25 protein-coding genes are annotated in these 26,754 nt (G+C 64.5%); 13 read left to right on the top strand and 12 right to left on the bottom strand.

Annotated elements, in window-relative coordinates; all coding sequences use genetic code 11:
- Positions 1-149 precede the first annotated feature (149 nt).
- The 4 genes from IF809_RS17580 to recQ all read left to right on the top strand — a co-directional run bounded on the left by IF809_RS17580 (position 150) and on the right by recQ (position 5,283).
- A complete protein-coding gene (locus IF809_RS17580; RefSeq protein WP_128963531.1) occupies positions 150-1,451 on the top strand; it encodes an O-acetylhomoserine aminocarboxypropyltransferase/cysteine synthase family protein in 1,302 nt (433 codons plus the stop codon).
- A gap of 12 nt (positions 1,452-1,463) precedes the next feature.
- A complete protein-coding gene (gene metA / locus IF809_RS17585; protein ID WP_462838089.1) occupies positions 1,464-2,465 on the top strand; it encodes a homoserine O-succinyltransferase MetA in 1,002 nt (333 codons plus the stop codon).
- 105 nt (positions 2,466-2,570) lie between these two features.
- Positions 2,571-3,314, top strand: coding sequence for a polysaccharide deacetylase family protein (locus IF809_RS17590; RefSeq protein ID WP_462838090.1), 744 nt, complete (start codon positions 2,571-2,573; stop codon positions 3,312-3,314).
- A 103-nt stretch (positions 3,315-3,417) separates the two neighbouring features.
- Entirely contained in the window at positions 3,418-5,283 is a 1,866-nt protein-coding gene (gene recQ / locus IF809_RS17595; protein ID WP_462838091.1) for a DNA helicase RecQ, read from the top strand.
- A 73-nt stretch (positions 5,284-5,356) separates the two neighbouring features.
- On the opposite strand, the gene IF809_RS17600 is transcribed toward recQ, so the two are convergent.
- Positions 5,357-6,373, bottom strand: a complete 1,017-nt coding sequence (locus tag IF809_RS17600; protein ID WP_128963535.1) for a 1-aminocyclopropane-1-carboxylate deaminase — start codon at positions 6,371-6,373, stop codon at positions 5,357-5,359.
- Between the two features lie 159 nt (positions 6,374-6,532).
- Here IF809_RS17600 and IF809_RS17605 point away from each other — a divergent pair, with 159 nt between their 5' ends.
- From IF809_RS17605 to IF809_RS17615, 3 genes are all read left to right on the top strand, one after another.
- Positions 6,533-6,997, top strand: a complete 465-nt coding sequence (locus IF809_RS17605; protein ID WP_128963536.1) for an Lrp/AsnC family transcriptional regulator — start codon at positions 6,533-6,535, stop codon at positions 6,995-6,997.
- Positions 6,998-7,103: 106 nt separating this feature from the next.
- Entirely contained in the window at positions 7,104-8,249 is a 1,146-nt protein-coding gene (locus IF809_RS17610) for a PLP-dependent cysteine synthase family protein (RefSeq protein ID WP_462838092.1), read from the top strand.
- A gap of 122 nt (positions 8,250-8,371) precedes the next feature.
- The gene (locus tag IF809_RS17615; RefSeq protein WP_092293145.1) at positions 8,372-8,932 is read left to right on the top strand and encodes a carboxymuconolactone decarboxylase family protein; all 561 of its coding nucleotides are present in this window, start codon (positions 8,372-8,374) and stop codon (positions 8,930-8,932) included.
- Here the strand turns inward: IF809_RS17615 and IF809_RS17620 are convergent.
- The gene (locus tag IF809_RS17620) at positions 8,929-9,807 is read right to left on the bottom strand and encodes a hypothetical protein (RefSeq protein WP_462838093.1); all 879 of its coding nucleotides are present in this window, start codon (positions 9,805-9,807) and stop codon (positions 8,929-8,931) included. The genes IF809_RS17615 and IF809_RS17620 overlap by 4 nt on opposite strands.
- 193 nt (positions 9,808-10,000) lie before the next feature.
- Complete coding sequence (locus IF809_RS17625) at positions 10,001-10,936, bottom strand: alpha/beta hydrolase (protein ID WP_462838094.1); 936 nt, start codon at positions 10,934-10,936, stop codon at positions 10,001-10,003.
- Positions 10,937-11,084: 148 nt separating this feature from the next.
- On the opposite strand from IF809_RS17625, the gene IF809_RS17630 reads away from it, so the two are divergent.
- Positions 11,085-11,972: a branched-chain amino acid aminotransferase gene (locus tag IF809_RS17630; protein WP_128963541.1), complete on the top strand. Its 888-nt coding sequence runs from the start codon at positions 11,085-11,087 to the stop codon at positions 11,970-11,972.
- Positions 11,973-12,005: 33 nt separating this feature from the next.
- Here IF809_RS17630 and IF809_RS17635 read toward each other — a convergent pair whose 3' ends face one another.
- Both IF809_RS17635 and phaR read right to left on the bottom strand, forming a co-directional pair.
- Complete coding sequence (locus tag IF809_RS17635; protein ID WP_462838095.1) at positions 12,006-12,623, bottom strand: class I SAM-dependent methyltransferase; 618 nt, start codon at positions 12,621-12,623, stop codon at positions 12,006-12,008.
- An 82-nt stretch (positions 12,624-12,705) separates the two neighbouring features.
- Positions 12,706-13,296 (bottom strand): polyhydroxyalkanoate synthesis repressor PhaR, encoded by a 591-nt coding sequence (gene phaR, locus IF809_RS17640; RefSeq protein ID WP_128963543.1) that lies wholly within the window; start codon positions 13,294-13,296, stop codon positions 12,706-12,708.
- A 302-nt stretch (positions 13,297-13,598) separates the two neighbouring features.
- Here phaR and IF809_RS17645 point away from each other — a divergent pair, with 302 nt between their 5' ends.
- From IF809_RS17645 to yddG, 3 genes are all read left to right on the top strand, one after another.
- Complete coding sequence (locus IF809_RS17645) at positions 13,599-14,777, top strand: acetyl-CoA C-acetyltransferase (RefSeq protein WP_128963545.1); 1,179 nt, start codon at positions 13,599-13,601, stop codon at positions 14,775-14,777.
- A gap of 237 nt (positions 14,778-15,014) precedes the next feature.
- Positions 15,015-15,740, top strand: coding sequence for an acetoacetyl-CoA reductase (phbB, locus tag IF809_RS17650; protein WP_128963546.1), 726 nt, complete (start codon positions 15,015-15,017; stop codon positions 15,738-15,740).
- A 141-nt stretch (positions 15,741-15,881) separates the two neighbouring features.
- On the top strand, positions 15,882-16,751 hold the full coding sequence (yddG, locus tag IF809_RS17655) for an aromatic amino acid exporter YddG (RefSeq protein ID WP_462838096.1): 870 nt from the start codon (positions 15,882-15,884) through the stop codon (positions 16,749-16,751).
- Positions 16,752-16,758: 7 nt separating this feature from the next.
- Here yddG and IF809_RS17660 read toward each other — a convergent pair whose 3' ends face one another.
- Both IF809_RS17660 and gloB read right to left on the bottom strand, forming a co-directional pair.
- On the bottom strand, positions 16,759-17,181 hold the full coding sequence (locus IF809_RS17660) for a cupin domain-containing protein (RefSeq protein ID WP_128963548.1): 423 nt from the start codon (positions 17,179-17,181) through the stop codon (positions 16,759-16,761).
- A gap of 30 nt (positions 17,182-17,211) precedes the next feature.
- The gene (gene gloB / locus IF809_RS17665; protein ID WP_462838097.1) at positions 17,212-17,979 is read right to left on the bottom strand and encodes a hydroxyacylglutathione hydrolase; all 768 of its coding nucleotides are present in this window, start codon (positions 17,977-17,979) and stop codon (positions 17,212-17,214) included.
- Between the two features lie 108 nt (positions 17,980-18,087).
- On the opposite strand from gloB, the gene IF809_RS17670 reads away from it, so the two are divergent.
- Positions 18,088-18,831 (top strand): methyltransferase domain-containing protein, encoded by a 744-nt coding sequence (locus tag IF809_RS17670; RefSeq protein ID WP_462838098.1) that lies wholly within the window; start codon positions 18,088-18,090, stop codon positions 18,829-18,831.
- A gap of 133 nt (positions 18,832-18,964) precedes the next feature.
- Here IF809_RS17670 and IF809_RS17675 read toward each other — a convergent pair whose 3' ends face one another.
- Positions 18,965-19,744 (bottom strand): DUF4167 domain-containing protein, encoded by a 780-nt coding sequence (locus tag IF809_RS17675; protein WP_128963551.1) that lies wholly within the window; start codon positions 19,742-19,744, stop codon positions 18,965-18,967.
- Between the two features lie 463 nt (positions 19,745-20,207).
- Positions 20,208-21,104, bottom strand: coding sequence for a peptide chain release factor N(5)-glutamine methyltransferase (prmC, locus tag IF809_RS17680; protein ID WP_462838099.1), 897 nt, complete (start codon positions 21,102-21,104; stop codon positions 20,208-20,210).
- A gap of 157 nt (positions 21,105-21,261) precedes the next feature.
- Here prmC and IF809_RS17685 point away from each other — a divergent pair, with 157 nt between their 5' ends.
- Positions 21,262-21,669 carry a MarR family winged helix-turn-helix transcriptional regulator gene (locus IF809_RS17685; protein ID WP_462838104.1) on the top strand — a complete coding sequence of 136 codons (408 nt, stop codon included), beginning with the start codon at positions 21,262-21,264 and terminating at the stop codon, positions 21,667-21,669.
- Positions 21,670-21,672: 3 nt separating this feature from the next.
- Here IF809_RS17685 and prfA read toward each other — a convergent pair whose 3' ends face one another.
- The 3 genes from prfA to IF809_RS17700 all read right to left on the bottom strand — a co-directional run bounded on the left by prfA (position 21,673) and on the right by IF809_RS17700 (position 26,620).
- On the bottom strand, positions 21,673-22,758 hold the full coding sequence (gene prfA, locus IF809_RS17690) for a peptide chain release factor 1 (RefSeq protein ID WP_462838100.1): 1,086 nt from the start codon (positions 22,756-22,758) through the stop codon (positions 21,673-21,675).
- Positions 22,759-22,809: 51 nt separating this feature from the next.
- Positions 22,810-25,077, bottom strand: a complete 2,268-nt coding sequence (gene ptsP / locus IF809_RS17695; protein WP_128963554.1) for a phosphoenolpyruvate--protein phosphotransferase — start codon at positions 25,075-25,077, stop codon at positions 22,810-22,812.
- A gap of 286 nt (positions 25,078-25,363) precedes the next feature.
- Entirely contained in the window at positions 25,364-26,620 is a 1,257-nt protein-coding gene (locus tag IF809_RS17700) for an aspartate kinase (RefSeq protein ID WP_128963555.1), read from the bottom strand.
- Positions 26,621-26,754: the final 134 nt, after the last annotated feature.

Genomic DNA, 26,754 nt, shown 5'->3' on the forward strand with positions numbered 1-26,754 from the left:
TTCACCAATAACCATTAGGGTTACTTCCTCGATCTCTAAGCGAATTATTGTCCGCTTTACCACCCGGCTCTAACACAGGGGCGGCGGACAACGCACATGCCTCATACAGGCCAATAAGTGCGGCCCGCGTCCCACGCGGAGGTGGTACGATGCGCAACGAAACGATCGCAATTCACGCCGGCTACGAACCCGAAGCTACCACGCACGCCGTGGCCGTGCCGATCTATCAGACCGCCGCCTACGCCTTCGACAGTGCCGACCACGGCGCAGCGCTCTTCAATCTCGAAGCCGAAGGCTTCCGCTACAGCCGCATCGCCAATCCCACCAGCGCCGTGCTGGAGAAGCGTATCGCCCAGCTCGAAGGCGGCGTCGGCGCGCTTGCGGTCGCCACCGGTCAGGCCGCGCTGCATTTCGCCTTCGTCAATGTCGCCGACCACGGTGGCAATATCGTCTCCGTACCGCAGCTCTACGGCACCACGCACACGCTGCTCTCCCACATCCTGCCGCGGCAGGGCATCACCGGCCGATTCGCCGAGAGCGATGCGCCTGACGCGATTGCGAGGCTGATCGACGAGAATACCCGCGCCGTGTTCGCCGAGACCATCGGCAATCCCGCCGGCAACGTCTGCGACATCGAGGCGCTGGCCAAGATCGCGCATGCGCATGGCGTGCCGCTGATCGTCGACAATACGGTCGCAACGCCGATCCTGCTCAAGCCGTTCGACTACGGCGCCGACATCGCCGTGCATTCGCTGACCAAGTTCCTGGGCGGTCACGGCACCACGCTCGGCGGCGCCATCGTCGATTCCGGCAACTTCCCCTGGGCCAATCACGCCGACCGCTTCCCGGCCTACAACAAGCCGGACGCCTCCTATCACGGCCTCGTCTATGCCGAGCGTTTCGGCAGGACGGCTTATATCGAGCGCGCGCGCAGCGTCTATCAGCGCACGATGGGATCGGTGCTGTCACCGTTCAACGCGTTCCTGTTGCTCCAGGGCATCGAGACGGTGGCGCTGCGCATGGAGCGCCACGTCGAGAACGCCCGCAAGGTGGCCGAATTCCTCCGCAAGGACCCGCGCGTGGCCTGGGTCAATTACACCGGCTTTCCGGACAGCCCCTATTATCCGCTGGTCCAAAAGTATCTCAACGGCAACGCCTCCTCGCTGTTCACCTTCGGCATCAAGGGCGGGATGGAGGCCGGCAAAACCTTCTATGACGCGCTGAAGCTGATCACGCGCCTCGTCAACATCGGCGACGCCAAGTCGCTGGCCTGCCATCCAGCCTCGACCACGCACCGGCAGATGTCGCCGGAGCAACAGCGCACGGCCGGTGTGCTTCCCGAGACCATCCGTCTTTCGATCGGGATCGAGCATGCGGCCGATATCATCGAGGATATCGATCAGGCGCTGGAAAAGGCCTGTCCGGCCGCACGCCTTCAGGCGGCGGAGTAGGCAGTCGGGCCGATGAACGTCTTGATCGCCAGGGATCAAGGTATCGCAAGCCCGGCGCTGGTGCCCGCCGAGGACGATCTCGCGCGCGATCGCGGCGGCGCCGAGCTCACCATCGGACTGATCAACAACATGCCGGATACGGCGCTGAAGGCGACCGAACGACAGTTCATGAAGCTGCTCCAGGCCGCCGCGGGGCATCGCCGCATCCGCTTCCATTGCTTCTCGCTGCCGTCGGTGACGCGCTCGCCGGAAGCGAAGTGGCATGTCGAGAGTGAATATTCCGATCTCTCCGACCTCAGGCGCCAGACATTTGACGGGCTGATCGTGACCGGCGCCGAGCCGGTCGCGCCCGAGCTCAATCAGGAGCCGTACTGGCGTGACCTCACCGAGTTGATCGACTGGGCCAAGGTCAACACCCGCTCGACGATCTGGTCGTGCCTCGCCGCACACGCCGCGGTGCTGTATCTCGACCGCGTGGAACGACAGCGCCTGCCAACCAAATGCCATGGCATCTTCGATTGTGAGACTGTGACCGGCGATCCGCTGACGCGTGACGCGCCGGCGCCGCTCAAAATTTCGCATTCTCGCCTGAACGAAGTCGCGGAGGACGATCTCTCTCGGGCCGGGTACGAGGTGTTGACCCGGTCGGCCCAGGCCGGGGTCGACATCTTCGTCAGGCAATATGCCAGCCGTTTCATCTTCTTCCAGGGGCACCCCGAATATGACGCGCTGTCGCTTCAGCGCGAATATCTACGCGACATCGGCCGTTACCTCGCGCGCGAACGTGAGGCCTATCCAGCCCTGCCTCTGAGTTATTTCGACGCAGCGACGGAGGAGAAACTGGCGCGGTTCGAGAGGCGGGCGAGACAGCAGCGCCATCCGGCGCTCACCAACGAACTGCCTGCACTGACCTTGCGCGCGGATATCGATGCCGGCAGCGCCGCCGCGGCGCTCTTCCGCAATTGGCTGCAATATCTTGGCGCGAATGCCGATGCTCCGCTGCTCGCGCGTTAAATGGGAGCGTCCGGTTCCACGTTAGGATTACCCAGGCGTTAAGCTTGCCTCGGACCACGTGCAAATGTTTCAGTAGAGAAACGTGGAATCACAGGGAATGCACCCTTGCTGTCGGACCTCAACGGACGCTTGAGCAATCGGCTGGCCCGGCATTTCCGCGCCGCGCCGCACCGTTTGCAGGCGCATGTGCCGATGGTGAGCTTCACCTTCGATGACGCTCCGGATAGCGCCGCAGACGAGGGCGCTGCGCTGCTGGAACACCATGGCGGCCGCGGCACGTTCTACCTCGCCGGCAGTTTGATCGACCAGCCAGGGGATCACTGGCACGGGCTGTCGAACGATGCGATCGTCCGGCTGCATCGCGGCGGCCACGAGATCGGTTGCCACACCTTCTCGCATCTGCGCGCGGTCGATCTCGACGAGAGTGCAATGGCGCGTGAGATCGAACGCAACCGCAGCTATTTTCACGGCATCGATTCCTCGATCCGGCTGGAGAATTTCGCCTATCCCTATGGCCTCGCCTCGGTCTGGCGCAAACCGCAGCTCGCCAAGACCTTCCGCTCGGCGCGTGGCATCCTTCCCGGCGTCAACAGCGACGTCATCGATCTCCAGTTCCTGCGCGCCTCGCCCCTGGTCAATTGCGAGATCGACGCGGCGGGCGTGGATCGCTACTTGGACGAGGCGGTCGCAAGTGGTGGCTGGCTGATCTTCTACGGCCATGACGTGATCGATCACCCGAGCCCCTATGGCTGCACGCCGGCTCTGCTGCGTCACGCCCTGAAGGCCGCGGAACAGCGTGGCATGCCGATCGTGACGGTCGCCGAGGCCTTGCGCAGGATCGGCGCGTAGCTTTTCACCTCTCGCCACGAGCGGAGGGTGAAGATATGCTTGCCACGCCCGCGCGGTCATGCGACTGGCCTTGCGACGAATCTCTTGAAGCCCCAACTCCGCCATGTCCGCCCCTTCCACCGCTCCGCTGTCAGCGCCGGCCGATGGCCGGGACGCGCTGTCCGTGCTGCATTCGGTGTTTGGCCTGCCGGGTTTCCGCGGCGCCCAGGCCGAGATCATCCGGCATGTCACCAATGGCGGCAATTGTCTGGTGCTGATGCCGACCGGCGGCGGCAAGTCGTTGTGCTATCAATTGCCGTCACTGTTGCGCGAAGGCTGCGGTATCGTGGTTTCTCCCCTGATCGCGCTGATGCGCGACCAGGTCGCCGGATTGATCGAGGCCGGCGTCAATGCCGCGGCGCTGAACTCGTCACTGACATTGCAGGAAGCCTCCGATATCGAACGGCGCCTGATCGCGGGCGATCTCGACCTGCTCTATGTCGCGCCGGAGCGCCTGGTGACGCCACGCTGTCTGTCGATGCTGGCGCAGGCCAGGGTGGCACTGTTCGCGATCGATGAAGCGCATTGCGTCTCGCAATGGGGGCACGATTTCCGGCCTGAATATGTCGGCCTCTCCGTCATTGCCGAGCGGTTTCCGGACGTGCCGCGCATCGCGCTGACCGCGACCGCCGACGAATTGACGCGGAAAGAGATCGTCCAGCGGCTTCAGCTAACAGACAGCCCGCAATTCGTCTCCAGCTTCGACCGTCCCAATATCCGCTACGAGATCGTCGACAAGCGCAATGCGGTGTCGCAGCTGAAGGAGTTCATCCGGGAGCGCCATGCAGGCGATGCCGGTGTGGTCTATTGCCTGTCGCGCAACCGCGTCGAGGAGGTCGCCGCCGCGCTCGACGATGCCGGCATCGCCGCGCTGCCCTATCACGCCGGGCTCGACAGCAGCGTGCGCTCGCGAAATCAGGACCGCTTCCTCAACGAGGACGGTATCGTGATCGTCGCCACCATCGCCTTCGGCATGGGCATTGACAAGCCGGACGTGCGCTTCGTTGCCCATCTCGATCTGCCCAAGAGCATCGAGGCCTATTACCAGGAGACCGGGCGGGCAGGGCGCGACGGTAAGCCGTCCGCAGCCTGGATGGCCTATGGGCTCTCCGACATCGTGCAGCAGCGCCGCATGATCGACGAATCCACCGGCTCCGAGGATTTCAAGCGCGTCTCGATCGGCAAGCTCGATGCTCTGGTCGGGCTCGCAGAGACGGCGCAGTGCCGGCGAAAGCGGCTGCTGGCCTATTTCGGCGAGGTCGTGACCATCGAGAATTGCGGCAATTGCGACAATTGCCTGACCCCGCCCAAGATGCGCGACGGCAAGGTGCTGGCGCAGAAGCTGCTGTCCTGCGTCTATCGCACCGGCCAGCGCTTCGGCGCGATGCACCTGATCGACGTGCTGATCGGACGCCTGACCGAGAAGGTGACGCAGTTCGGCCACGACAAGCTCTCGGTGTTCGGCATCGGGCGCGAGCTCAATGAAAAGCAGTGGCGCACCGTGCTGCGGCAGCTGGTGGCGATGGGACATTTGCAGAGCGACAGCGAGGCCTTCGGCGCGCTGAAGCTGACGGAGTCCGCGCGCGGCGTATTACGAGGCGAGACCGAGGTGTGGCTGCGGGAGGAGGCGCCGGGCACCCGTATCCGCGCGAGCCGCGCCAAATCCCGGCGCGGCGATCTCGCGCCGGCAGGGAATGCGCCGCAGGGCGATGTCGATCCGGAATTGCGTGCGCGGCTGCGGTCCTGGCGCTCGGATGTGGCGCGCGAGCGCGGGGTGCCGGCCTACGTCGTGCTGCACGATGCCACCATTGACGGCATCGTCCGCGCCTGGCCGACCACACTGGACGAGTTGCGCAACGTGCCGGGAATTGGCGACAAGAAGCTCGAGCACTACGGCGAGGAGCTGCTGCAGATCGTCAGGACGCGATAGTGTGCCGCGCAGCGGTGGTCCCGGGGGTCGCGACTTGGTCGCGCCCCGGGACGACAGTCTTCGTGTGTCTAGCTCAACCGTTCCTGAACGCGTACGCATACCCGTTGAGGGCCGGCGCGCCGCCGAGATGGGCGTAGAGGATCTTCGCACCCTTCTCGAAATGGTTCTTCTGCACCAGGTCGATCAGGCCCTGCATCGACTTGCCCTCGTAGACGGGGTCGGTGATCATGCCTTCGAGCCGCGCTGTGAGGCGGATCGCTTCCTTGGTCTCTTCGGACGGGACACCATAGGCGGGATAGGCGTAGTCCTCGACCAGCACGACGTCGTCGGCGACGAGGTCCTTGCCGAGCTCGACCAGCTTGGCGGTGTTCTGCGCGATCTCGAGCACCTGTGCCTTGGTCTGATCAGGCGTGAACGAGGCATCGATACCGATCACCTTGCGCGCCCGCCCGTCCGCGGCGAAGCCGACCAGCATGCCGGCATGGGTCGACCCGGTGACGGTGCAGACGACGATGTAGTCGAACTTGAAGCCGAGCTCCTTCTCTTGGCGGCGCACTTCCTCGGCGAAGCCGACATAGCCGAGGCCGCCGAATTTGTGGACGGAGGCGCCCGCCGGGATCGGGTAGGGCTTGCCGCCCGCAGCCTTCACTTCCTCGATGGCCTGTTCCCAGCTTTTGCGGATGCCGATGTCGAAGCCGTCGTCGACCAGGCGCACATCGGCGCCCATGATGCGCGAGAGCATGATGTTGCCGACGCGGTCGTAGACGGCGTCCTCGTGCGGCACCCAGGCTTCCTGCACCAGGCGGCACTTCATGCCGATCTTGGCGGCGACGGCGGCGATCATGCGGGTGTGGTTCGACTGCACGCCGCCGATCGACACCAGCGTGTCGGCGTTGGAGGCGATCGCGTCGGGGATGATGTATTCGAGCTTGCGCAGCTTGTTGCCGCCATAGGCGAGGCCGGAATTGCAGTCCTCGCGCTTGGCGTAGATCTCGACATTGCCGCCGAGGTGCTTCGACAGCCGCTCCAGCTTCTCGATGGGCGTCGGTCCGAAGGTGAGCGGATAGCGTGCGAATTTATCCAGGTTCATTGCGTCATCCCGATTGGTGTTATGGCTGGGATGTCGCTAGCACCGTGGCGCAAAAAGGTGCTTTCAAATATCGAGCAGATGTTGTGCCATATATTGCAGCAAGTAGCATCCTTGCTATGAATTCTTTCGACAGAAACCATTTTTTAGAAAGATCCTTTCATGGCCTCCCGGCTCGACCGAACCGACCTCAAGATATTGAGATTGCTGCAGAATAACGGTCGGCTCAGCAACGCCGAGCTGGCCGTATCAGTCGCGATCAGCCCGGCGACCTGCCATCGCCGCACCCAGCGCTTGTTCGAGGACGGCTTTATCGCCACCGTCCGCGCCATGGTTGCACCGAAGAAGGTGGCGAAGGGCACGCTGGTGATGGTCGGCGTTGTGCTCGACCGCTCGACCCCGGAGAGCTTTGCGATCTTCGAGCAGGCGATCGCGAAGCTGAAGTTCGTGCTCGACTGCCACCTCGTCGCAGGTGATTTCGATTACTTCCTCAAGATCCGCGTCGGCGACATGGAGGACTTCAACCGCATCCATGGCGAGCAGCTGATCGCGCTGCCTGGCGTCCGCCAGACCCGCACCTTCTTCGTCATGAAAGAGGTCGTCGACAATGCGCCGCTGGAGTTCTGAGTGGAGCGTTTTCCAGCGACGTGGAAGCCGGTTCGCGTAATGAAAACGCGTCAAACAGCAGTCCAGCGCTATTGATGCGCGGTGCGCCTCATGAGAGATTCGACCGATGCAGCCGCTTCCCTTTCGCCAGCATGATCCCGTTGCCCCCAGCTACCGGCGCGGCTGGGTCGACAACGCCATCGCGGCGATCGAAGCCGACCAGTGCCGCACAGCCGACACCCATCTGATCCGCCTGATCGTGCCGGCGCTGGCGGGCATCGACCTCTATCTGAAAGATGAGTCGACGCATCCGACCGGCAGCCTGAAGCACCGGCTGGCGCGCTCGCTGTTCCTCTATGCGCTGTGCAACGGCCACATCCGCGAAGGCGCGCCCGTCGTGGAAGCATCGTCCGGCTCGACCGCGGTGTCGGAAGCCTATTTCGCGGAGATGATCGGCGTGCCCTTCTATGCGGTGATGCCGCGCACGACTTCGGCCGAGAAGATCGCCGCGATCGAGCATTATGGCGGCAATTGCCACCTGATCGACGACGGCCGCGCACTTTATGCGGAGGCCGCCGCGCTCGCCACCCGGCTGGGCGGTCACTACATGGACCAGTTCACCTTCGCGGAGCGCGCCACCGACTGGCGCGGCAACAACAACATCGCCGAGTCTATCTTCACGCAGCTGAAGGGCGAGCCGCGTCCGCTTCCGGACTGGATCGTGATGGGGGCGGGCACGGGCGGCACCTCGGCCACCATCGGCCGCTATTTGCGCTATCGCCAATATCCGACGCGGCTGTGCGTCGCCGATGTCGAGCATTCCGCCTTCTTCGACTGCTTCCGCTCGCAGGACCGCTCGCATGTTTGCGAACGCCCCTCGTTGATCGAAGGCGTCGGCCGGCCGCGCTGCGAGCCGTCCTTCGTGCCTGGCGTGGTCGACCGCATGATGAAGATTCCGGATGCGGCGACGGTCGCGGCCATGAACGTGCTGTCACGGCGGTTGCGGCGCGCGGTCGGAGGCTCCACGGGCACCAACTTCCTGGCGCTGTGCCGGCTTGCCTCAGAGATGAGAGAGGCGGGCCGGACCGGGTCGCTGGTGACGCTGATCTGCGATTCCGGCGAGCGTTACCGGCAGACCTATTACGAGCCCGAATGGCTGGCCGCGCGCGGTCTCGATCCGGCGCCGTTCGAGGCGGCCTTGAAGTCGTTTCTCGAGACCGCACAGCCATTGGCGCTTGCGGTCGAGGACGTCGTCAATCCCCAGAGCCCATGAGCGCGAAGGCTCAGTAGCCGCGCCTTTTCCATTGGCGAAAAGGCGCCGATGTCACAGCAACTTCACTTGCCATGCGCGCGCACGCAAGCGAGCCTGCCGTCTTCTCAACGAGGAGACCCTCCGTGCGCCTTCCCATTCTCGATCCGAAAGAGCTGACCGACGAACAGAAGCCGCTCTATGCCGACATGCAAGCGGGTATCAAGGACCACTTCAAGGGCTTCGTGAACATGCGCGACGACGGCGCGCTGCTCGGCCCCTGGAATCCCTGGCTCCGCGAGCCGCGCTTCGGCAAGCCGGTATGGGAACTGGTCAAGGCGATCGCTTCGAACCCGCTGCTGCCGGCGCCGGTGCGCGAGGTCGCGATCCTTGTCACGGGCTCGCATTTCCGCTCCGGCTACGAGCTCTATGCTCACGTGCTGGTCGCCGAGCAGCGCGGACTCTCGGACGAGAAGCTCGCGACGATCGTCGCCGGGCAGCGACCGGTCGATCTTACCAAGCAGGAGGCGGTCGCCTATGACATGGCGTCTGCGTTGGTGAACGGCGGCGTGCTGCCCGAGCTGACCTATCGGGCCGCGGTGAAGGAATTCGGCGAGCACGGCGCGGCCGAGCTGTCCTATCTGGTCGGCGTCTATTGCATGGTCTCGGTCACGCTGAACACGTTCGACGTGCCGGTGCCGGATTAGTTGCGCACGGCGTAAAGCGGCGTACGCAGCGTCACCTGATAGGCCGGCTTCGGCATCCACGAGATCTGCGCGGTGATGCCGAACAGGCGGTTGTCGTTGTCGTCCATGCGGTCGAGGTCGAGCCGCAGGATCGGCTGGGTGAAGGACTCCGCCAGCGTCCGGCCCGCAAGCTGCGCGCCGCCGAACGACTGCATGCCGAGCCGCCCGGTGAACTTCCAGTTGCTGGGCCATTGGTAATAGCCGCCGGCATAAAGGATCGTGTTCGGCCGGATGCTGGTGAACGGGCTTGCGATCGTGGTGTAGGTGTATTGTACGCCGGCAAGCCAGCCGCGCGTCTCGTCCTCGTCGAGCGCGTAGTCGAACTCCAGGATGTTGTTGAACGAGTTCGTCATGCCCTGGTCGTTCGGTACCGATTGCGTCAGGGTGGATTGCAGCGTGATGGTCGGGATCCTGCCGCCGTTCTGCTTGTAAAGATCGGCCTGCACGCCAATGTTCCAGCTCGTGATGTCGAAGGCCGACCAGCCGCCGCCGAGGTCCGTGGTCGAGCCTGACACCCCGCCATAGAGCGAGACGCGGTCGCTGACGTCGACGGTCAGCGGCAGGTCGACCGCAATCGATTTCGCGACCGGCAGCCCGTTCGGCAGCGTCGTGCCCCGTCGCGCCGCCAGGGCTTCGAACGCGGCCGAGAGCGAGGTGTTGCCAAAGCCGAGCCCGAGCGTGCCTGCCGGGATGGTCGCATAGATCGTGCGGAGATCGAGATAGATGTTCGGGACATCCGGCTTTGCCGGCGTGTCTGGCGCCTCATCCGCGGCATAGGCAGCGCCCGACGGGACCGTCAGACAAAGCAATCCCACCGCGACAGAGCGCCAAGCCATAACCTGCAACGGCCTGTGATGTGACAAGTGAAGACCCGACGCGTCGCGCTGTGACGACAAGGATTGCTAGATGGAACGTGTTCGCGGGTGTGGTCAAGCGGCATCCCCAGCGAGGAACGCGATGGGTGCGCGTGGCTGCCCTGCCGTGACCAAACCGGCACACCCTCCGGCAAGGGAGAGGCGAGGATGAGCGTTACCTTTCCACCGCCCGCCGCACCTGCTCGCCGATCTGCGACAGCACGAGCTGTGCCTGCGGCAGGATCGCACCCATGGCGTGGAAATTGTGGACCATGCCGTCATGGCAGACGTGCTCGACCACCACGCCTGCGGCAAGCAGCTTGCGCGCATAGGCATTGCCCTCGTCGCGCATCGGGTCGTACTCGGCGGTGTGGATGATCGCGGTCGGCAGGCCTGCGAGCCGTGTCGCGCGCAAGGGTGAGATGCGGGGATCGGCGGCATCCAGACCCTCGGGCAGGTAGTCGGACAGGTCGGCCTCGATGGTGATGCGATCGATCAGATGCCCTTCCGCGAAGGCTTCGCGCGAGGGTGAAGTCTCCTCGAAATCCAGCACCGGACAGATCAGGCATTGTGCGACGATCGAGAGCCCGGCGCTCTGCGCTGCCTCCTGGCACACGATCGCGGCCAGCGTGGCACCGGCGGAATCGCCGCCGACCACCAGCCGTTCGGCATCGATGCCGAGGGAGGGCGCTTCACGCGCAACCCATTCGGTCGCCGCGATCGCGTCGTCGACGGCGGCAGGGTACTTGTGCTCGGGCGCCAGGCGATAGTCGACCGAAACGAGACGGCAGCCGGTCGCGTGCGCCAGCGCCGCCGCGATGCGGTCATGCGTCGCAACGCTGCCGGCCACGAGCCCGCCGCCGTGAAAGAACACGAAGCCGGGAGCGCTTTCGCCGGCAGATGCGGGAGAATAGAGGCGAAAGGGCAGCTCGCCGCCGGGGCCGGGCAGCGTGCCGTCGGACACGGTCACGTCAGGCGCCTCGGCGCGGGCAAACTGCATCAGCTTCGCCAGCGATTGCCGGCGCGCCTCGACACTCGGCCGGCTGCGGGCCTGCGGCGCAGCGGCTGCCATCATGGTCAACAAGCGCTTTGCGAGCGGATCGAGCGGCATGGGAAACTCCGTGAACTGCCCGACATTATAGCCGGTTTGTTTGCGGCTTTGTCTTGCCTTCCGGAAGGGGGGATGGGGTGCTTCGCCGCAGCAAATCGTTTAGAAATTCGGACAATAGTGCCCGGATCTATCTGAAGGGAGGCTTGATATGGCCGAGATCAAGAAGCCGATCGAATATTCGCCGAGCTGGACCTTCTTCGAGGGCAAATGGCACGACGGCAACGTGCCGATCATGGGGCCGCGCACCCACGCGGCCTGGCTCGGCTCGGTGGTGTTCGACGGTGCGCGCGCGTTCGAAGGCGTCGCCCCCGATCTCGACCGTCACGTCGCCCGCGCCAATCAGTCCGCGATCAATTTTGGCCTGAAGCCGGTGGTCGATGCCGGCACCTGGCTCTCGCTCGCCGACGAAGGTATTGCACGCTTTGCTGCGAATGCCGAGCTCTATATTCGCCCGATGTACTGGGCTCAGAACGGCTCGGGCGGCGGCGTGCTGTTCGACCCCGAGACCACTAATTGGTGCCTGTGCATCTACGAGGCGCCGATGCCGAAGCCGGTCGGGAACGCGATCACGCTGTCCCCGTTCCGCCGGCCAACGGCCGAATGCGCGCCGGTCGATGCAAAGGCCGCTTGCCTCTATCCGAACAATTCGCGCGCGCTCGCGGAAGCGGCCTCGCGCGGTTTCCAGAATGCGCTGATGCTCGACATGCTCGGCAATGTCGCCGAGTTCGGCAATTCCAACGTGTTCATGGCGAAGGACGGCGTGGTCTTCACGCCGGTACCGAACGGCACCTTCCTCAACGGCATCACGCGCCAGCGCGTCATCAGCCTGCTGCGCGGCGACGGCGTTACCGTGGTCGAGAAGACGCTGCGCTATGCGGACTTCCTCGCCGCCGACGAGATTTTTTCAACCGGCAATTTCGCCAAGGTCGCGCCGGTGATCCGCATCGACGCACGCGAGCTGAAGCCGGGCCCGATCTACGCCAAGGCGCGAAAACTCTATTGGGATTTTGCGCATGCGGTGAAGCTGGCGGCGTAGCGCTCGCAATGACATGGAGCGTGCGGTATGCGCTTACGAGCGCCGCCGGAACCGGCTGAACTGGAATGCCTGCGTCGAATGCCAGGGCGTTTGATGCCTCTCGCTCCGCGTCTCAACCAGCTCGAAGTCCGGCCCGAGCTCACCTGAAAGGCTCGCGCTGTCGTGCCGCTGCACCGGCAGGCCGCTGCATTTCTCCGGTCCGTCGGGAGCGAATGTCGCGATGATGACATGTCCGCCCGGCGCAACCGCCGTTCGCAGACGCTCGACGTAAGCGGCCCGATCGCGTGGATCTGTCAGGAAGTGAAACGCGGCGCGATCGTGCCAGACATCGTAAGTCCTCGCCGGCCGCCATGTCGTCGCATCGGCAACGATCCAGTCGACCGCTGAGGCGGCGGGCCCGATTCGCTGCTTCGCTGCATCGAGTGCATTGGCAGAGAGGTCCAGCACGGCGAGATTGCGATACCCCTCGTGCAGCAGGGCATCCGCCAGTCGCGAGGCGCCGCCGCCGATGTCGATGATAGCGGCGCTGCGGTCAGGGGTCGCAGCGCGAATCATCTCCAGCGAGATCGCAGGGCTGTCCTGAAACCAGCTGACTTCGCTTTCGGCCTTGGTGGCGTAGACGGTCTGCCAATGCGTGGTGCGGTCGGGCATGGAAGCTCCGGCCTTGGCCGGGAGGGCGGCGCACGTAACGAGCCAAAGGCGATCGGTCGTTCGCGCGTCCGCGTTGAGAAGCCTACTCGTCCTTCTTCGACATCCGTTCGAGACGCTCCTGCATATCCTTCATCTGCTGGCGCAGCTCGTCGATATTGGTGTCCTTGGGCGCCTCGGCGTTCGCATCGGGCTCCGGCTCCGGAGTGGCCGAGCGCGCCGTCGGTGCGAAGGGCTTGAACATCGAGAAGGTTTGCTGGAACAGCTCCATGTTGCGTCGAACCTGTTCTTCCAGGGGGGCAAAGGGCGTTCCGGACAGCGTGTTGGCAATCTGCTTGCGGAACTTCTCCTGCTCCTGGGTCAGCGTCGCGATCGACTGCTCCAGATATTTCGGCACCACCATCTGCATGCTGTCGCCGTAGAAGCGGATCAGCTGGCGCAGGAAGGTGGTCGGCAGCAGGTTCTGGCCGGCCTTGTTCTCCTGCTCGAAAATGATCTGGGCGAGCACGGAGCGGGTGATGTCGTCGCCGGTTTTGGCGTCGTAGACCAGGAAATCCTCGCCATCCTTGACCATGGCAGCGAGATCCTCGAGCGTCACGTAGGTGCTCGTTCCGGTGTTATAGAGCCGGCGGTTCGCGTATTTCTTGATGGTGGTGGGTTGGTCTGATTTCGCCATGGGCTCTCACTTGCAAGCGCGGAGAACAGGAACCTGCAGGCCATGCCGCAGGGCGGGAAGAGTACGCAACGCAACAAAATAAGCATTTCAAAGGGCTCACGCTACCGTTTTGTGCGGCACGGTTAATCGCAGAGCAAAATCTTGCTTGCGAAAGCGCCAAGAACGCTATTTTGAATGCGCTGCGGCATGAATTCGGTGACCTGCCGATTGACATGCCGCAATGACGTTAACAGGATGCCGTTCGAGACTGGCGAGCCGTTTTCCCAGCCCCGTCTGCCCCCATTGAACCCCAGGAGATGCCCATGTCAGACGATGTCGTCATCGTCAGCGCCGCCCGCACCCCGGTCGGAAGCTTCAACGGAGCCTTCGCGACCCTTCCCGCCCATGACCTCGGTGCCGTCGCCATCAAGGCCGCGCTGGAGCGCGGTGGCATCGAACCCGGCCGGGTCTCGGAAGTCATCATGGGTCAGATCCTGACCGCCGCCCAGGGCCAGAACCCCGCCCGCCAGGCGTCGATCGGCGCCGGCATTCCGGTGGAGAGCCCTGCCTGGGGCGTCAACCAACTCTGCGGCTCCGGGTTGCGCACGGTCGCGCTCGGCTACCAGGCGCTGCTCAACGGTGATTCCGAGATCGTGGTCGCCGGCGGCCAGGAATCCATGAGCATGGCTCCGCATGCCCAGTATCTGCGTGGCGGCGTCAAGATGGGCCCGGTCGAGTTCGTCGACACCATGATCAAGGACGGGCTGTGGGATGCCTTCAACGGCTACCACATGGGCAACACCGCCGAGAACGTCGCACGGCAGTGGCAGATCACCCGCGCGCAGCAGGATGAGTTCGCGGTCGCCTCGCAGCAGAAGGCCGAAGCCGCGCAGAAGGCCGGCAAGTTCAACGACGAGATCGTTCCCGTCACCATCAAGACCCGCAAGGGCGACGTCGTCGTCAGCGCTGATGAATATCCGCGTCATGGCGCCACGCTCGAGGCGATGGCCAAGCTCCGTCCCGCGTTCGAGAAGGATGGTACGGTCACCGCAGGCTCGGCCTCGGGCATCAATGACGGCGCTGCCGCCGTGGTGCTGATGACCGCGAAGCAGGCCGCCAAGGAAGGCAAGAAGCCGCTCGCGCGCATCGTGTCCTGGGCGCAGGCCGGCGTCGATCCGAAGATCATGGGCTCGGGCCCGATCCCGGCCTCGCGCGCCGCGCTGAAGAAAGCCGGCTGGAACGTCGGCGATCTCGACCTGATCGAGGCCAACGAGGCCTTCGCCGCGCAGGCCTGCGCCGTCAACAAGGATCTCGGCTGGGACACCTCCAAGGTCAACGTCAACGGCGGCGCGATCGCGATCGGCCACCCCGTCGGTGCGTCCGGCGCGCGCGTGCTGGTGACGCTGCTGCACGAAATGCAGAAGCGTGATTCGAAGAAGGGTCTCGCCACGCTGTGCATCGGCGGCGGCATGGGCATCGCGATGTGCCTGGCGCGCGACTGAGCTTGCACTCGACCGACGGGTGCGCTGCACGCGTGAGGTGAGTGCGTTGCACGCGATTAAAAAGGCAGCGGTTGCAAATCAATTATTCTTCGCAACCGCGCAAGCCTCGACTAAATACAAACGCCCGGCTCAACGCCGGGCGTTTTGTTCTTGATGTCCGTCAAACCAACCGCATAATCCGCCGTTAAAAAAGATCACGCCAGAAACGTCCGAAGAGTCCAAGGGAAGGAATACGACATGGCACGTGTTGCATTGGTCACGGGTGGTACGCGGGGCATCGGTGCTGCCATCAGCAAGGCGCTGAAGGCCGCCGGCTACAAGGTCGCGGCGAGTTACGCCGGCAACGATGCGGCGGCGGAGAAGTTCAAGGCCGAGACCGGCATCGCCGTCTACAAATGGGACGTCAGCAGCTTCGATGCCTGCGCCGAGGGCGTGAAGAAAGTCGAAGCCGACCTCGGGCCAGTCGAGGTGCTCGTCAACAATGCCGGCATCACCCGCGATACCGCCTTCCACAAGATGACGCTCGAGCAGTGGAACGCCGTCATCAACACCAATCTCGGCTCGCTGTTTAACATGACGCGCCAGGTGATCGAGGGCATGCGCGCACGCAAATTCGGCCGCATCATCTCGATCTCGTCGATCAACGGCCAGAAGGGCCAGTTCGGCCAGGTCAACTATTCCGCGGCGAAGGCCGGCGATATCGGTTTCACCAAGGCACTCGCACTCGAGAATGCCAAGGGTGGCATCACCGTCAACGCGATCTGCCCGGGCTACATCAACACGGAAATGGTGCAGGCGGTGCCGAAGGACGTTCTTGAGAAGAATGTCATTCCGCAGATCCCGGCCAACCGGCTCGGCGAGCCTGAAGAGATCGCGCGCGCGGTGGTGTTCCTCGCCGCCGACGAGTCCGGTTTCATCACCGGCTCGACGCTGACGGTCAACGGCGGCCAGTACATGGTGTGATGCGATCGCATCACGTCGGCTGATATTGTCCACTTCGTCATGCCCGGGCTTGTCCCGGGCATCCATGGCCCTACAACAACCGTCGCCACGAAAGAGCGTGGATGGCCGGGACAGCCCGGCCATGACGGAAACATTGGGCCGATGACTCCCCGCACCGCCACGCTAATCGGACTGACCGCGATCCTGATGTGGTCGCTGCTCTCGGTCATGACGGTGGCGACCGGAAAGATTCCGGCCTTCCAGCTCGCCGCGATGACGTTCGCGATCGGCGGTCTCGTCGGCCTCCTGACCTGGATCGGCCGCGGCGACGCCGCGAAAAGCCTGCGTCAGCCGCCGGTCGTCTGGATCGTCGGCGTCGGCGGTTTGTTCGGCTACCACGCGCTCTATTTTCTCGCGCTGCGCTTCGCTCCACCGGCGGAGGCCGGACTTCTCAATTACATGTGGCCGCTGCTGATCGTGCTGTTCTCATCCTTCCTTCCAGGCGAACGGCTCGCCGTGCATCACATCATCGGTGCCGTGCTCGGCCTGGTCGGCACCGTGCTGCTGTTCGCCGGCAACACGAGCGGCTTCGCGCCGGGGGCGGTGCCGGGATTGATCGCGGCCTTCATCGCCGCCTTCGTCTGGGCAATCTATTCGGTGCTGTCGCGGCGGTTGAAGGCCGTCCCGACCGATGCGGTCGCCGGCTTCTGCCTCGCCACATCGGCGCTCGCCGCGCTGATGCATGGTTTGCTGGAAACCAGTGTGTGGCCCGATACCGCGTTGCAATGGCTTGCGGTCGTCGGGCTCGGCATCGGTCCCGTCGGTGCGGCCTTTTATGCCTGGGACATCGGCATGAAGCGTGGCGACATTCGCGTGCTCGGCGCCGCCTCTTACGCGACGCCGCTCTTGTCGACCGGTTTCCTCATCGCCGCCGGCTTCGCCAAAGCCAGCGCCAACATCGCGCTCGCCGCGATCCTGATCGCCGGCGGCGGCCTGATCGCGGCCAAGGACATGGTGCTGCGAAAGCGCTGAGAGTCCGCTACGGCTCCCAGCCCTGCGGCGCGAGCTCGAATTTTGCGAACTCGAATGCCGGAGCGACCGTGCAGCCGACCAGCGTCCACTCGCCTGATGTCTCTGCCATCTGCCATGCGTCCGCCGGAACGATCGCCTGCGGCCGCTCGCCGCGGGCAAGATCGGTGCCGAGGCGGACCTCGTGCTGGGAGCAGCCATCATGGGCGATCCGCAGCGTCAGCGGGCTTCCGGCATAATAATGCCAGGTCTCGACCGCATCGATGCGATGCCAGTGCGAACGCTCGCCGCGCGCGAGCAGGAAGTAGATGAGAGTCGAGCGCGAGCGGCCGTTGGCGTCGGTGGTCTGGTCGCGAAAGGTCTCGCGGTAATGTCCGCCCTCGGGATGCGGACGGAGTTCGAGGCGTGCAATGATCTCGGCTGCGGTCGGCATCGATCCCCGTCAGGATTCAGAACTTCTTCTTCAGGACTTGTTCTTGCGCTCGCGCAGCTCGCCGAACACTGCTGCGGCGTCCGCGCCTTTCATGTGTAGCCTGGCTGCGACCGACGGTTCATCTGCGCGCAGGAACACGTTTGCTCGCTTTTCGTCACCAAGCAGTGAGGGGATGGTCGGCTTGTTCTCCGCCTTCAGCTTCGCAACCTCCGCCGCACGCGCCTGCAGCGCCGCATTGTCCGGCTCGACCGTGAGCGCGAATTTGACGTTGGACGCCGTGTATTCGTGGCCGCAATAGAGCCTGAAGTCGTCGGGCAGCGCCCGCAGCTTCAACAGCGAGTCCCACATCATCGGATAATTGCCTTCGAACACGCGGCCGCAGCCGATCGAGAACAGCGTGTCGGCGGCGAACAGGGTCTTCTCGGTGTCGAACACATAGGAGATGTGGTCGAGCGTGTGGCCAGGCGTCTCCAGCACGCGCCCGAGCAGCGTGCCCACCTTGACCACGTCGCCATTGGCGACCCGCAAATCGACGTCGGCGATTTTCGTCGTCTTGTCGTGCGGTCCGACGACGCGGCAATTGTACTTCTGTTTGAGCTCGGCGACTCCACCGACATGATCGCCATGATGATGGGTGATCAGGATATCGGTGAGCTCCCAGCCCTCGCTTTCCAGCGCCTTGATGATGGGGCCGGCTTCCGGTGCGTCGATCGACGCGGTTGCCTTGGTTTCCACATCGTGGATCAGATAACCGAAATTGTCGTTTAAACAGGTGAAAGTACGAATTTCGGCGGCCATGACTTCTCCATCGCGCTCAGCCCCGTCAGACAAATATGGCGTTAACGTTGCGCAGGCAATGCAATATTCAGTGCGCGGCCGCAGCCCGGCGCATGTTACATTGTCGTCATGACCATCGATGTCGTCGACCTCAGAGAGTTCTATTCCCGGCGCCTCGGCATCGTGGCGCGGCAGATGATCAATCGCGGCATCAGGCAGCGCTGGCCGGGCGCCGAGGGCCAGCGCGTGCTCGGCATCGGCTATCCGACGCCCTATCTCGGGCTGTTCCGCGAGGATGCGGAGCGCTGCATCGCCTTCATGCCGGCCGCCCAGGGCGTCTTGAAATGGCCGACCGGGCGGCCGGCGCTGGCCTCGCTGGTCGACGAGTTCTCGCTGCCGCTTCCCGACGCCGCGGTGGACCGCATCCTGCTGGTGCATGCGCTCGAAATGTCGGATGATCCGGCCGCGCTGCTGCGCGAGGTCTGGCGGGTGCTGTCGCCGTCAGGCCGTGTCATCGCGGTGATCCCGAACCGGCGCGGCGTATGGACGCGCAGCGACAACACGCCGTTCGGCCACGGCCGTCCCTATTCGCGCTCGCAGATCACGGACCTGTTGCGCCAGACCTGGTTCACGCCGACCGCCTGGGGCGAGGCGTTGTTCATGCCGCCTTATGCGGGCCGCTGGGTTCTGAAATCGGCGCAGATGTGGGAGCGCGCCGGCGCGGCGCTGTCGTTGCCTTTTGCCGGCGTCCACATCGTCGAAGCGACCAAGCAGGTCTATCGCGCCATCCCCGCAAAACGCGAACGGGCGCGGCTGATTCCCTCGTTGAAGCCGGTGCTGGTACCGTCCTCGACGACGGTAACGCGGACCTAGCTTTCACCTCTTCCTCTGGGAGAGGTGATCCGTGCTCGCCGCTGCTGGATCCAGCCAATTTGCACGTTGAAAACAAAATCGTCCCGGCGAAGCCGGGACGATGCAGTCCGTGAAGATCAGATTTGGGTGCGACTTACTCGCCGGGGGCGAGATCGTCGCTGGTCGCGGCGGGAGCTGCTTCCCGCTCGGGCCGCGGGCCGCCATGCGGACGGCGGCGCCGGCGCGGATAACGCTCGCCACCACCACTGTTGCCGCCTTCGAACCCCCCAGGCGCACCATTGGTCTGCGGCTGCGCGCCGGTGATGAAGGACGGCAGGCGATCGACATTACCGGCGTCGGCGACAACAGGCTGCGGCTGGTTCGGCGGTTGCGGCTGCTGATGATATTGCGGCTGCGGACGATGATCGCGTTCGCGATGCTCGCGCGGCTGCTGCTGATCGCGCTGATAGGGCTGCTGATTGTCGCGCGGCTGGTAGTCGCGCTGGTGGTGATCGCGCTGGCCGTCGCGGTCGCGCATGAACGGCTGCTGCGGCGGCTGCGGAACGAAGCCCGGCTCCTGGCCGAACGCCGAGAAGTTCTCGCCGTCGTCCTCGCCATCGTCGCTGCTGGTGCTGATGGGCTCGTCACCGCGCGGCTGCTGGCTCTGGCGGAACTGTTCCTGGGCCGCGGCGATCAGGCGGAAATAGTGCTCGGCATGCTGGTAGTAGTTTTCGGCGGCGACCGGGTCGCCCGAAGAGCGCGCGTCACGCGCAAGCTGAAGATACTTTTCGGCGATGTGCGAGGCGGTGCCGCGGATCTTGATATCGGGGCCGTTCGATTCGTAGACCCGGGTCATCGGGTTCTGGCCGCGCCGGTTATTGTTGTTGTTATTGTTGCGGTTGCGCATCCGCTGCTTGTTCTGACCGTTTCTCATGTCCTGCCTTTGATTCCAGCCCTAAAGGTTGCACGCATCACTGATTGCCAGGAGTAACCTGCAGACAGCGGTTCACAGGCCTCGCGCGCACCGCGCGCAAGAGCGGATTGAACCCTGCCAATGTTCGTCGACCGTCGCGTTCAACAAAGACGCGTTCCCCACCCGCCAGCATCCATTGCCAGCGAACCCATTCATATCGCCTGCCGAAACAAGCCCAGCTTTCTTGCGTAAGTGTTCAAGCGCAATATCAGGCTTTCGTTCACTTTGCGGTCGGTAAGCAGCGCAGCTTAACTGGCCATCGCGCTCAACAGGACCTGCGGCTTGGAACCTATAATCAGTAAAGCTCTCGCCCGAGAGCCCGGCTTTCGCCCGTAGGTCTACGGGGCCGGCACCGATGTGTTGACCGGAACGTAGTCGTTCCCACGGGATATTCCAAGAGGTTTTTTAGAACCCAATCCGGCTTTTATGGGGGCATTTTTCGGGCCGAGACGGCCCTGGGAATGCCCGCCAGGTCGGCCTTGGGGGGTCTGTCGATCGATAACGCGGCAGCCGCCATCAAGGTTTCAATATCTCCGGCCTGCCCCTGCCCGGCTTCGACGACCAGGGCGCCGCCGGGCGCGAGCCGCTCAGCGGCCTGCGGGATCAGGGCGCGATAGGCATCATAGCCGTCATTACCGCCATCGAGCGCCAGATGCGGATCGTACTCGCGCACCTCGATGCTCAGTTTCGGAATCTCGCCGGCGGGAATATAGGGCGGATTCGATACGATCAGGTCGAACGGGCCGTGAAGCGCGGCCGCATAGGAGCAGGCGACGAAGGCCGCACGGCCGGCAAGGCCGAGGGCGGCCGCATTGCCGCTGGCAGTATGAAGCGCGCTCAGGCTGAGATCGGTGCCGACGCCGAACGCATCGGGAATCTCGTGCAGCAGCGCCAGCAGGATGGCGCCGGATCCCGTGCCGATATCAGCGATGCGCGGCGGCCGTCCCGCGATCGCCCTCTCCCGAAAAATCTCGAGCGCGAGTTCGACCACGGTCTCGGTATCGGGCCGCGGCACCAGCGTCGCCTCGGACAGCCGGAACGGCAGGCCCCAGAATTCCCGCACCCCCAGAATGCGGGCGACCGGCTCATGGGCGAGCCGTCGCTGCGCATATCCTTCGAGCCGCAGAGCTTCATCGGAGGTGAGGTATCGCGCGCCCTCTGTGATCAGACCGGTCAGATCGAGCCCCACCGCGCCGCCGACGAGCAGGCGCGCATCGAGCGACGAATCCTCGATGCCGGCCGCTTGCAGCCGTGCCGCAAGCGCGCGCCGCGCATGCTCGATACTGTGTCCGGAATCGAAGCCTGCCGCCAAGGGAACCATCCTGCCTGGCATCGTGGATAGATCGGCAGCATTGCTTGCGTCAACGGAAAGGAGCGCGTTTGATCGTGCCGCGCAGCGAAGGAGGGATCGCGTGAGTGCTCGATCGAAGCGGGCGACCGAACGGACGGTCTCTGCCACATCCCCAAAGGACGCCGCGATGCGCGAGGCCGACTACACCGCGCTTGCGCAATTCCGCTATCAGCTCCGCACCTTCCTTGCCTTCAGCGAGACGGCGGCCCAAAGCGCCGGCCTGACACCGCAGCAGCATCAGGCGCTGCTCGCGATCAAGGGACTGGCGAGCCCCAACGGCGCCAGCGTCGGCGATATCGCGGGCTTCCTCCTGATCCGGCACCATACCGCCGTAGAGCTGGTGGATCGCATGGCGAAGCTGAAGCTGATCGGCCGGGAAGCCGACCCCGAAGACGCGAGACGCGTCCTGGTCAAGCTGACGGCCAAGGGCGAGCAAAAGCTGCGCTCGCTCTCGCGCATCCATCTGGACGAGTTGAGCGCCGCCGCGCCGGCTCTGGCGAAAATCCTGCGATCGTTCCGGGCCAGAACGCGCTGAGGCTCAGGCAGCGGCCCCTTGCGCGGCGAGCTGGGCGGCCTGGTGTTCGGTGGTAAGAGCATCGATCAATTCGCCGAGCGCTTCGCCTGCGATGACTTGCGGCAGCTTGTAGAGCGTCAGGTTGATGCGGTGGTCGGTGACGCGCCCTTGCGGAAAATTATAGGTGCGGATCCGCTCCGAGCGGTCGCCGGAGCCGACCTTCTCCTTGCGCTCGGCCGAGCGCGCGGCATCGACGCGCTGCCGCTCGGCATCGTAGATGCGCGAGCGCAGGATGTTCATGGCGGAGGCGCGGTTCTTGTGCTGCGAGCGGCTGTCCTGCATAATCACCACGATGCCGGTCGGGATATGGGTGATGCGGATCGCCGATTCCGTCTTGTTGACGTGCTGGCCGCCCGCGCCCTGCGCGCGCATGGTTTCGATGCGCAGATCCTCGTTCTTGATGTCGACGTCGACGTCCTCGACCTCGGGGAGCACGGCGACCGTCGCCGCCGAGGTGTGGATGCGGCCCTGCGTCTCGGTGTCGGGTACGCGCTGCACGCGGTGCACGCCGGATTCGAATTTCAGCTTGGAGAACGCGCCGCGGCCCTGCACCTCCGCGATGATTTCCTTGTAACCGCCGACGGTGCCTTCGCTCGCCGAGATCACCTCGACTTTCCAGCCCTGCAGGGCGGCGAAGCGCTCGTACATCCGGAACAGATCGCCGGCGAACAGTGAAGCTTCGTCGCCGCCGGTGCCGGCGCGGATTTCCAGCATCACGTTGCGGTCGTCCATGGCGTCCTTGGGCAGCAGCGCGACGCGGATCTTCTGCACGAGATCTTCGATCTTGGGATTGAGCTCGTCGCGCTCGGCTTCGGCCATGCTGCGCATTTCGGCATCGGTTGCCGGATCGGCGATCAGCGCCTCGGTGTCGGCGAGCTCCTTGACCGCGGAACGATAGGTCTTCACCGCCTCGATCAAGGGCGTGATCTCGGCGAGCTCGCGTGTGACCTGCACGTAGCGCTCGGAGGAGAGCTGTCCGAGCGATTCGGCTTCGAGCGAAGCGTGATGCGCGAGCAGGACGTCCAGTTTGGCTTCGGGGAGTGACGGCATCGGTTGGGTCTCAAAAGCGGCGGGAGGCGGCGGCGACGGGCGGCAGGCCCGCTACAACGCCAGGCCTTCGGCCTCGGCAAATTCCGTCAACTTCTGCCGGATCGAGACGCTGCCTGCAGGCGCATCCAGCAGCGGGCCGAGCATCGCGGCGGCCTTCTTGGCGTCGAGGTCGATCACCATCGCCTTGACCGGGCCGAGCGCGGTCGCCGACAGCGACAGCGAGCGGTAGCCCATTGCGATCAGGGCCAATGCGCCGATCGGCTTCGAGGCCATCTCGCCGCAGAGCGACAGCGATTTCTTCGCCGCCTGCGATTTCCGTGCGATGTCGCGCAGCGCCCGCAGGATCGGCGTCGACATGGTGTCGAAGCGCTCGGAGACCTTGGCATTGCCGCGGTCGACCGCGAACAGGAACTGGAACAGATCGTTGGAGCCAACCGAAATGAAGTCGACCCTCTTCAAGAGCTCGTCGAGCTGATAGAGCAGCGCCGGTACCTCGACCATGGTGCCGATGTCGATTCTCTCAGGAAGCGTGTGGCCGTGTTGGCGCAGATATGTCAGCTCGCGCTCGACCAGCGCCTTTGCCGCATCGAACTCGGCGACCTCCGAGATCATCGGGAACATGATGCGCAGCGCGCGGCCGCCGCCGGCACGCAGCAGCGCGCGGATCTGGCCGCGCAACAGACCGGGCCGATCGAGCCCAAGTCGGATCGCGCGCCAGCCCAGCGCGGGATTCTCCTCGATCACCGTCTCCATGTAGGGCAGCGCCTTGTCGCCGCCGATGTCGAGGGTCCGGAAGGTGACGGGCTTGCTGCCGGCGGCATCCAGCACGGCACGGTAGAGCGCGAGCTGGTCGCTGGTGCGCGGCAGGCTCTGACCGACCATGAATTGCAGCTCGGTGCGGAACAGGCCGATGCCGGCGCTGCCGGTGTCGTCGATATGCGGCAGGTCGATGGCGAGGCCCGCATTGATCAAAAGCTCGACCTTCTCGCCGTCCTTGGTGACGCAGGGCCGGTCGCGCAGCGCCAGATACTGCGCCTGGCGGCGCGCGCGGAATCGCACGCGCTCGGCGTAGGCCGCCTCGATCTCCTGGGACGGGCGCACATAGATCGAGCCCGAGGTGCCATCGACGATGATCGCGTCGCCGGGGTCGGCGATCCCCGGCGCGTTCGGCACTTCGCCGACCGCGGGAATGCCCAGCGCACGCGCCACGATCGAGACGTGGGAATTGGCGGTGCCTTCCTCCAGCACGATGCCGCGCAGGCGCTTGCGGTCGTAGTCGAGCAGCGCCGCCGGTCCCATCGCGCGCGCGATGACGATGGCGTTATCAGGCAGTTGCTCGCGCGACGGCGCGTGGTCCTGGCCGACGAGCTGCCGCATCAGCCTATAGCCGAGATCTTCGAGATCGTGCAGCCGGTCGCGCAAATAGGGATCGGTCGAGCGCAGCATGCGCGCGCGGGTATCGGACTGCACGCGCTCGACCGCCGCTTCCGCGGTGAGGCCGGTGGCGACCGCCTCATGCAGCTTGTGCGACCAGCCCTGGTCGTTGGCGAACATGCGGTAAGCTTCGAGCACGTCGCGATGCTCGCCGCCCTCGGCGACATCGCCGCGCTCCAGCATGCGGTCGAGATCCGAGCGCAGCTTGGCGAGCGCCGCGTCGAGCCGCTTGACTTCCTTCGGCAGGTCTTCGGCGATGTAGTCCTTGATGACGACGCGCGGCTCGTGCAGCACGACGTGGCCGAGCGCGATGCCTTCCGAGAGGATGGCGCCCGCCTTCTGGGCGGAATGGCGTGCGGCCGGCTCCAGGCCGGGCTTGGCCAGTGCGGACAATTCGCCGGAAGCGATCAGCTCCGCCAGCACCATGGCTGTAGTCTGCAACGCCTCGAGCTCTTCCTCGACATAGGTTCGCTTGGCGCGGTTCTGCACCACCAGCACGCCGAGCGTATTGCCGGCGCGCAGAATCGGCACGCCGAGGAACGAGTGATAGATCTCTTCGCCGGTCTCCGGGCGGAACGAGAAAGCCGGATGGCTCTGGGCGTCGTTCAGATTGAGTGGCGTCGCCTCGCTGGCAACGAGGCCGACCAGGCCCTCATGGGCGCTCAGCACGGTGTGGTGCACGGCCTCGCGGTTGAGGCCTTCGGTGGCGTAAAGCTCGAGCGTGTTGTCGATGCGCAGCACGTAGACCGAGCAGACCTCGGCTACCATGTTGGCGGCGATCAGCACCACGATCTTGTCCAGCCGCTCCTGGGCCGAGACCTGCTCCGCCATGGTTTCGCGGAGCCGTCTCAACAAGACGCGGGGACCTCCCGACGCGCTCCGCATGAACCGTCAATCTCCTCCGTCTGCCCGGCCCGGCGGTATCGGCCGGCGGCTGGCCAAAAATTCCAGAAAAACAATCAATTTGTTTGTCCGGCGCAGGTGCAAACCCAAATCGTCCTGAGACTTAGTGTTTGCACCGAATCAGCGGCCTGAACTGGGATACAGTCTGCGGCAGCCCACCCTGTCCGCCGTATAGCGAATTGAGGCTTGTTTTGCCAAGCAAAACGCCTGCCAAACGCGAAGGTGTGTACACCCTCGCGTTTGCTGCGTCCGCTAAGAGAAAATTAGGCTAAGCTTGATCGAGGCCGTAGAGCGTGTGCAACGTGCGCACCGCCAGCTCGGTATAGGCGGTGTCGATCAAAACCGAGAACTTGATCTCGGAGGTTGTGATGGCCCGGATGTTGATATTTCGTCCGGCAAGGGCCGAAAACGCCTGGGCGGCGACGCCGGCATGACTGCGCATGCCGCTGCCGATCACCGAGATCTTGGCGACGTCGGTAGCGGTATCAAGCCTGGCATAGCCGATCTTGGCCTTAGCGGCGGTAATCGTGTCCTTGGCCCTGGCGTAGTCGGCAGCCGGAACCGTGAAGGTCAGGTCGGTGGTCTTGCCGTCTTCGGACACGTTCTGGACGATCATGTCGACGTTGATATTGGCGTCTGCGAGCGGGCCGAAGATCGACGCCGCCACGCCGGGCTTGTCCTCGATCTGGCGCACCGAGATCTGGGCCTCGTCCTTTGAAAAGGCGATGCCGGTGACGACGTGGCTTTCCATGATCTCCTCCTCGCTGCAGATCAGCGTGCCGGGCGGCTGGTTGGCATGCGGGTCGATATCCTCGGGCTTGTCGAAGCTCGAGCGGACGAAGATCGGCATATTGTGGACCATGCCGAGTTCCACCGAGCGGACCTGCAGCACTTTGGCGCCTTGCGAGGCCAGTTCCAGCATGTCCTCGAACGCGATCTTGTCGAGCCTCTTGGCCTTCGGCACGATTCGCGGATCGGTGGTGTAGACGCCGTCGACGTCGGTGTAGATGTCACAGCGGTCGGCCTTGACCGCGGCGGCGATCGCGACGGCCGAGGTGTCCGAGCCGCCGCGGCCGAGCGTTGTGATGCGGTTGGTCTTGGGATCAATGCCCTGGAAGCCGGCGATGACCGCGACCTCCTTCCGCTCCTTGAAGCGGTTGATGATCTCGCTGCCGTCGATGTCCTCGATCCGGGCCGAGGCGTGGGCGTCGCTGGTCTTGATCGGGATCTGCCAGCCCTGCCAGGAGCGGGCCTGAATGCCCATGCTCTGGAGCACGATGGCCAGCAGGCCCGAGGTGACCTGTTCGCCGGAGGCGACCACGGCGTCATATTCGCGCGCGTCGTGCATCGGCGAGGCCTCGGTGCACCAGGCCACCAGCTCGTTGGTCTTGCCCGACATCGCCGAGACGACCACAGCGACCTCATGGCCGGCGTCGACCTCACGCTTCACATGGCGTGCGACGTTGCGGATACGTTCGATGTTGGCGACGGATGTGCCGCCGAATTTCATCACGAGGCGGCTCATGACGACGCGTGCATTCCTTCATAAGGATCAGTATGGTGACCCGCGCCGGACGGTTGCCCTGGGGGATACCGACCGCGCGTATACAGAGGGGCGGGGCCCTGTCTCTTATACACATCTGACGCTGCCGACGAACT

The organism is Bradyrhizobium sp. UFLA06-24 (genome assembly GCF_054967145.1).

Bases quoted from the DNA above. Each gene is read 5' to 3' on its own strand.
- IF809_RS17620 (WP_462838093.1), bottom strand. From the start codon at position 9,807: ATGGCTTGGCGCTCTGTCGCGGTGGGATTGCTTTGTCTGACGGTCCCG.
- prmC (WP_462838099.1), bottom strand. From the start codon at position 21,104: ATGGTTCCCTTGGCGGCAGGCTTCGATTCCGGACACAGTATCGAGCAT.
- phaR (WP_128963543.1), bottom strand. From the start codon at position 13,296: ATGGCGAAATCAGACCAACCCACCACCATCAAGAAATACGCGAACCGC.
- IF809_RS17700 (WP_128963555.1), bottom strand. From the start codon at position 26,620: ATGAGCCGCCTCGTGATGAAATTCGGCGGCACATCCGTCGCCAACATC.
- metA (WP_462838089.1), top strand. From the start codon at position 1,464: ATGAACGTCTTGATCGCCAGGGATCAAGGTATCGCAAGCCCGGCGCTG.
- recQ (WP_462838091.1), top strand. From the start codon at position 3,418: ATGTCCGCCCCTTCCACCGCTCCGCTGTCAGCGCCGGCCGATGGCCGG.
- IF809_RS17600 (WP_128963535.1), bottom strand. From the start codon at position 6,373: ATGAACCTGGATAAATTCGCACGCTATCCGCTCACCTTCGGACCGACG.
- IF809_RS17635 (WP_462838095.1), bottom strand. From the start codon at position 12,623: ATGCCCGACCGCACCACGCATTGGCAGACCGTCTACGCCACCAAGGCC.
- prfA (WP_462838100.1), bottom strand. From the start codon at position 22,758: ATGCCGTCACTCCCCGAAGCCAAACTGGACGTCCTGCTCGCGCATCAC.
- IF809_RS17645 (WP_128963545.1), top strand. From the start codon at position 13,599: ATGTCAGACGATGTCGTCATCGTCAGCGCCGCCCGCACCCCGGTCGGA.
- IF809_RS17610 (WP_462838092.1), top strand. From the start codon at position 7,104: ATGCAGCCGCTTCCCTTTCGCCAGCATGATCCCGTTGCCCCCAGCTAC.
- IF809_RS17605 (WP_128963536.1), top strand. From the start codon at position 6,533: ATGGCCTCCCGGCTCGACCGAACCGACCTCAAGATATTGAGATTGCTG.
- phbB (WP_128963546.1), top strand. From the start codon at position 15,015: ATGGCACGTGTTGCATTGGTCACGGGTGGTACGCGGGGCATCGGTGCT.
- IF809_RS17675 (WP_128963551.1), bottom strand. From the start codon at position 19,744: ATGAGAAACGGTCAGAACAAGCAGCGGATGCGCAACCGCAACAATAAC.
- IF809_RS17685 (WP_462838104.1), top strand. From the start codon at position 21,262: ATGCGCGAGGCCGACTACACCGCGCTTGCGCAATTCCGCTATCAGCTC.
- IF809_RS17580 (WP_128963531.1), top strand. From the start codon at position 150: ATGCGCAACGAAACGATCGCAATTCACGCCGGCTACGAACCCGAAGCT.
- gloB (WP_462838097.1), bottom strand. From the start codon at position 17,979: ATGGCCGCCGAAATTCGTACTTTCACCTGTTTAAACGACAATTTCGGT.
- ptsP (WP_128963554.1), bottom strand. From the start codon at position 25,077: ATGCGGAGCGCGTCGGGAGGTCCCCGCGTCTTGTTGAGACGGCTCCGC.
- yddG (WP_462838096.1), top strand. From the start codon at position 15,882: ATGACTCCCCGCACCGCCACGCTAATCGGACTGACCGCGATCCTGATG.
- IF809_RS17660 (WP_128963548.1), bottom strand. From the start codon at position 17,181: ATGCCGACCGCAGCCGAGATCATTGCACGCCTCGAACTCCGTCCGCAT.
- IF809_RS17630 (WP_128963541.1), top strand. From the start codon at position 11,085: ATGGCCGAGATCAAGAAGCCGATCGAATATTCGCCGAGCTGGACCTTC.
- IF809_RS17670 (WP_462838098.1), top strand. From the start codon at position 18,088: ATGACCATCGATGTCGTCGACCTCAGAGAGTTCTATTCCCGGCGCCTC.
- IF809_RS17625 (WP_462838094.1), bottom strand. From the start codon at position 10,936: ATGCCGCTCGATCCGCTCGCAAAGCGCTTGTTGACCATGATGGCAGCC.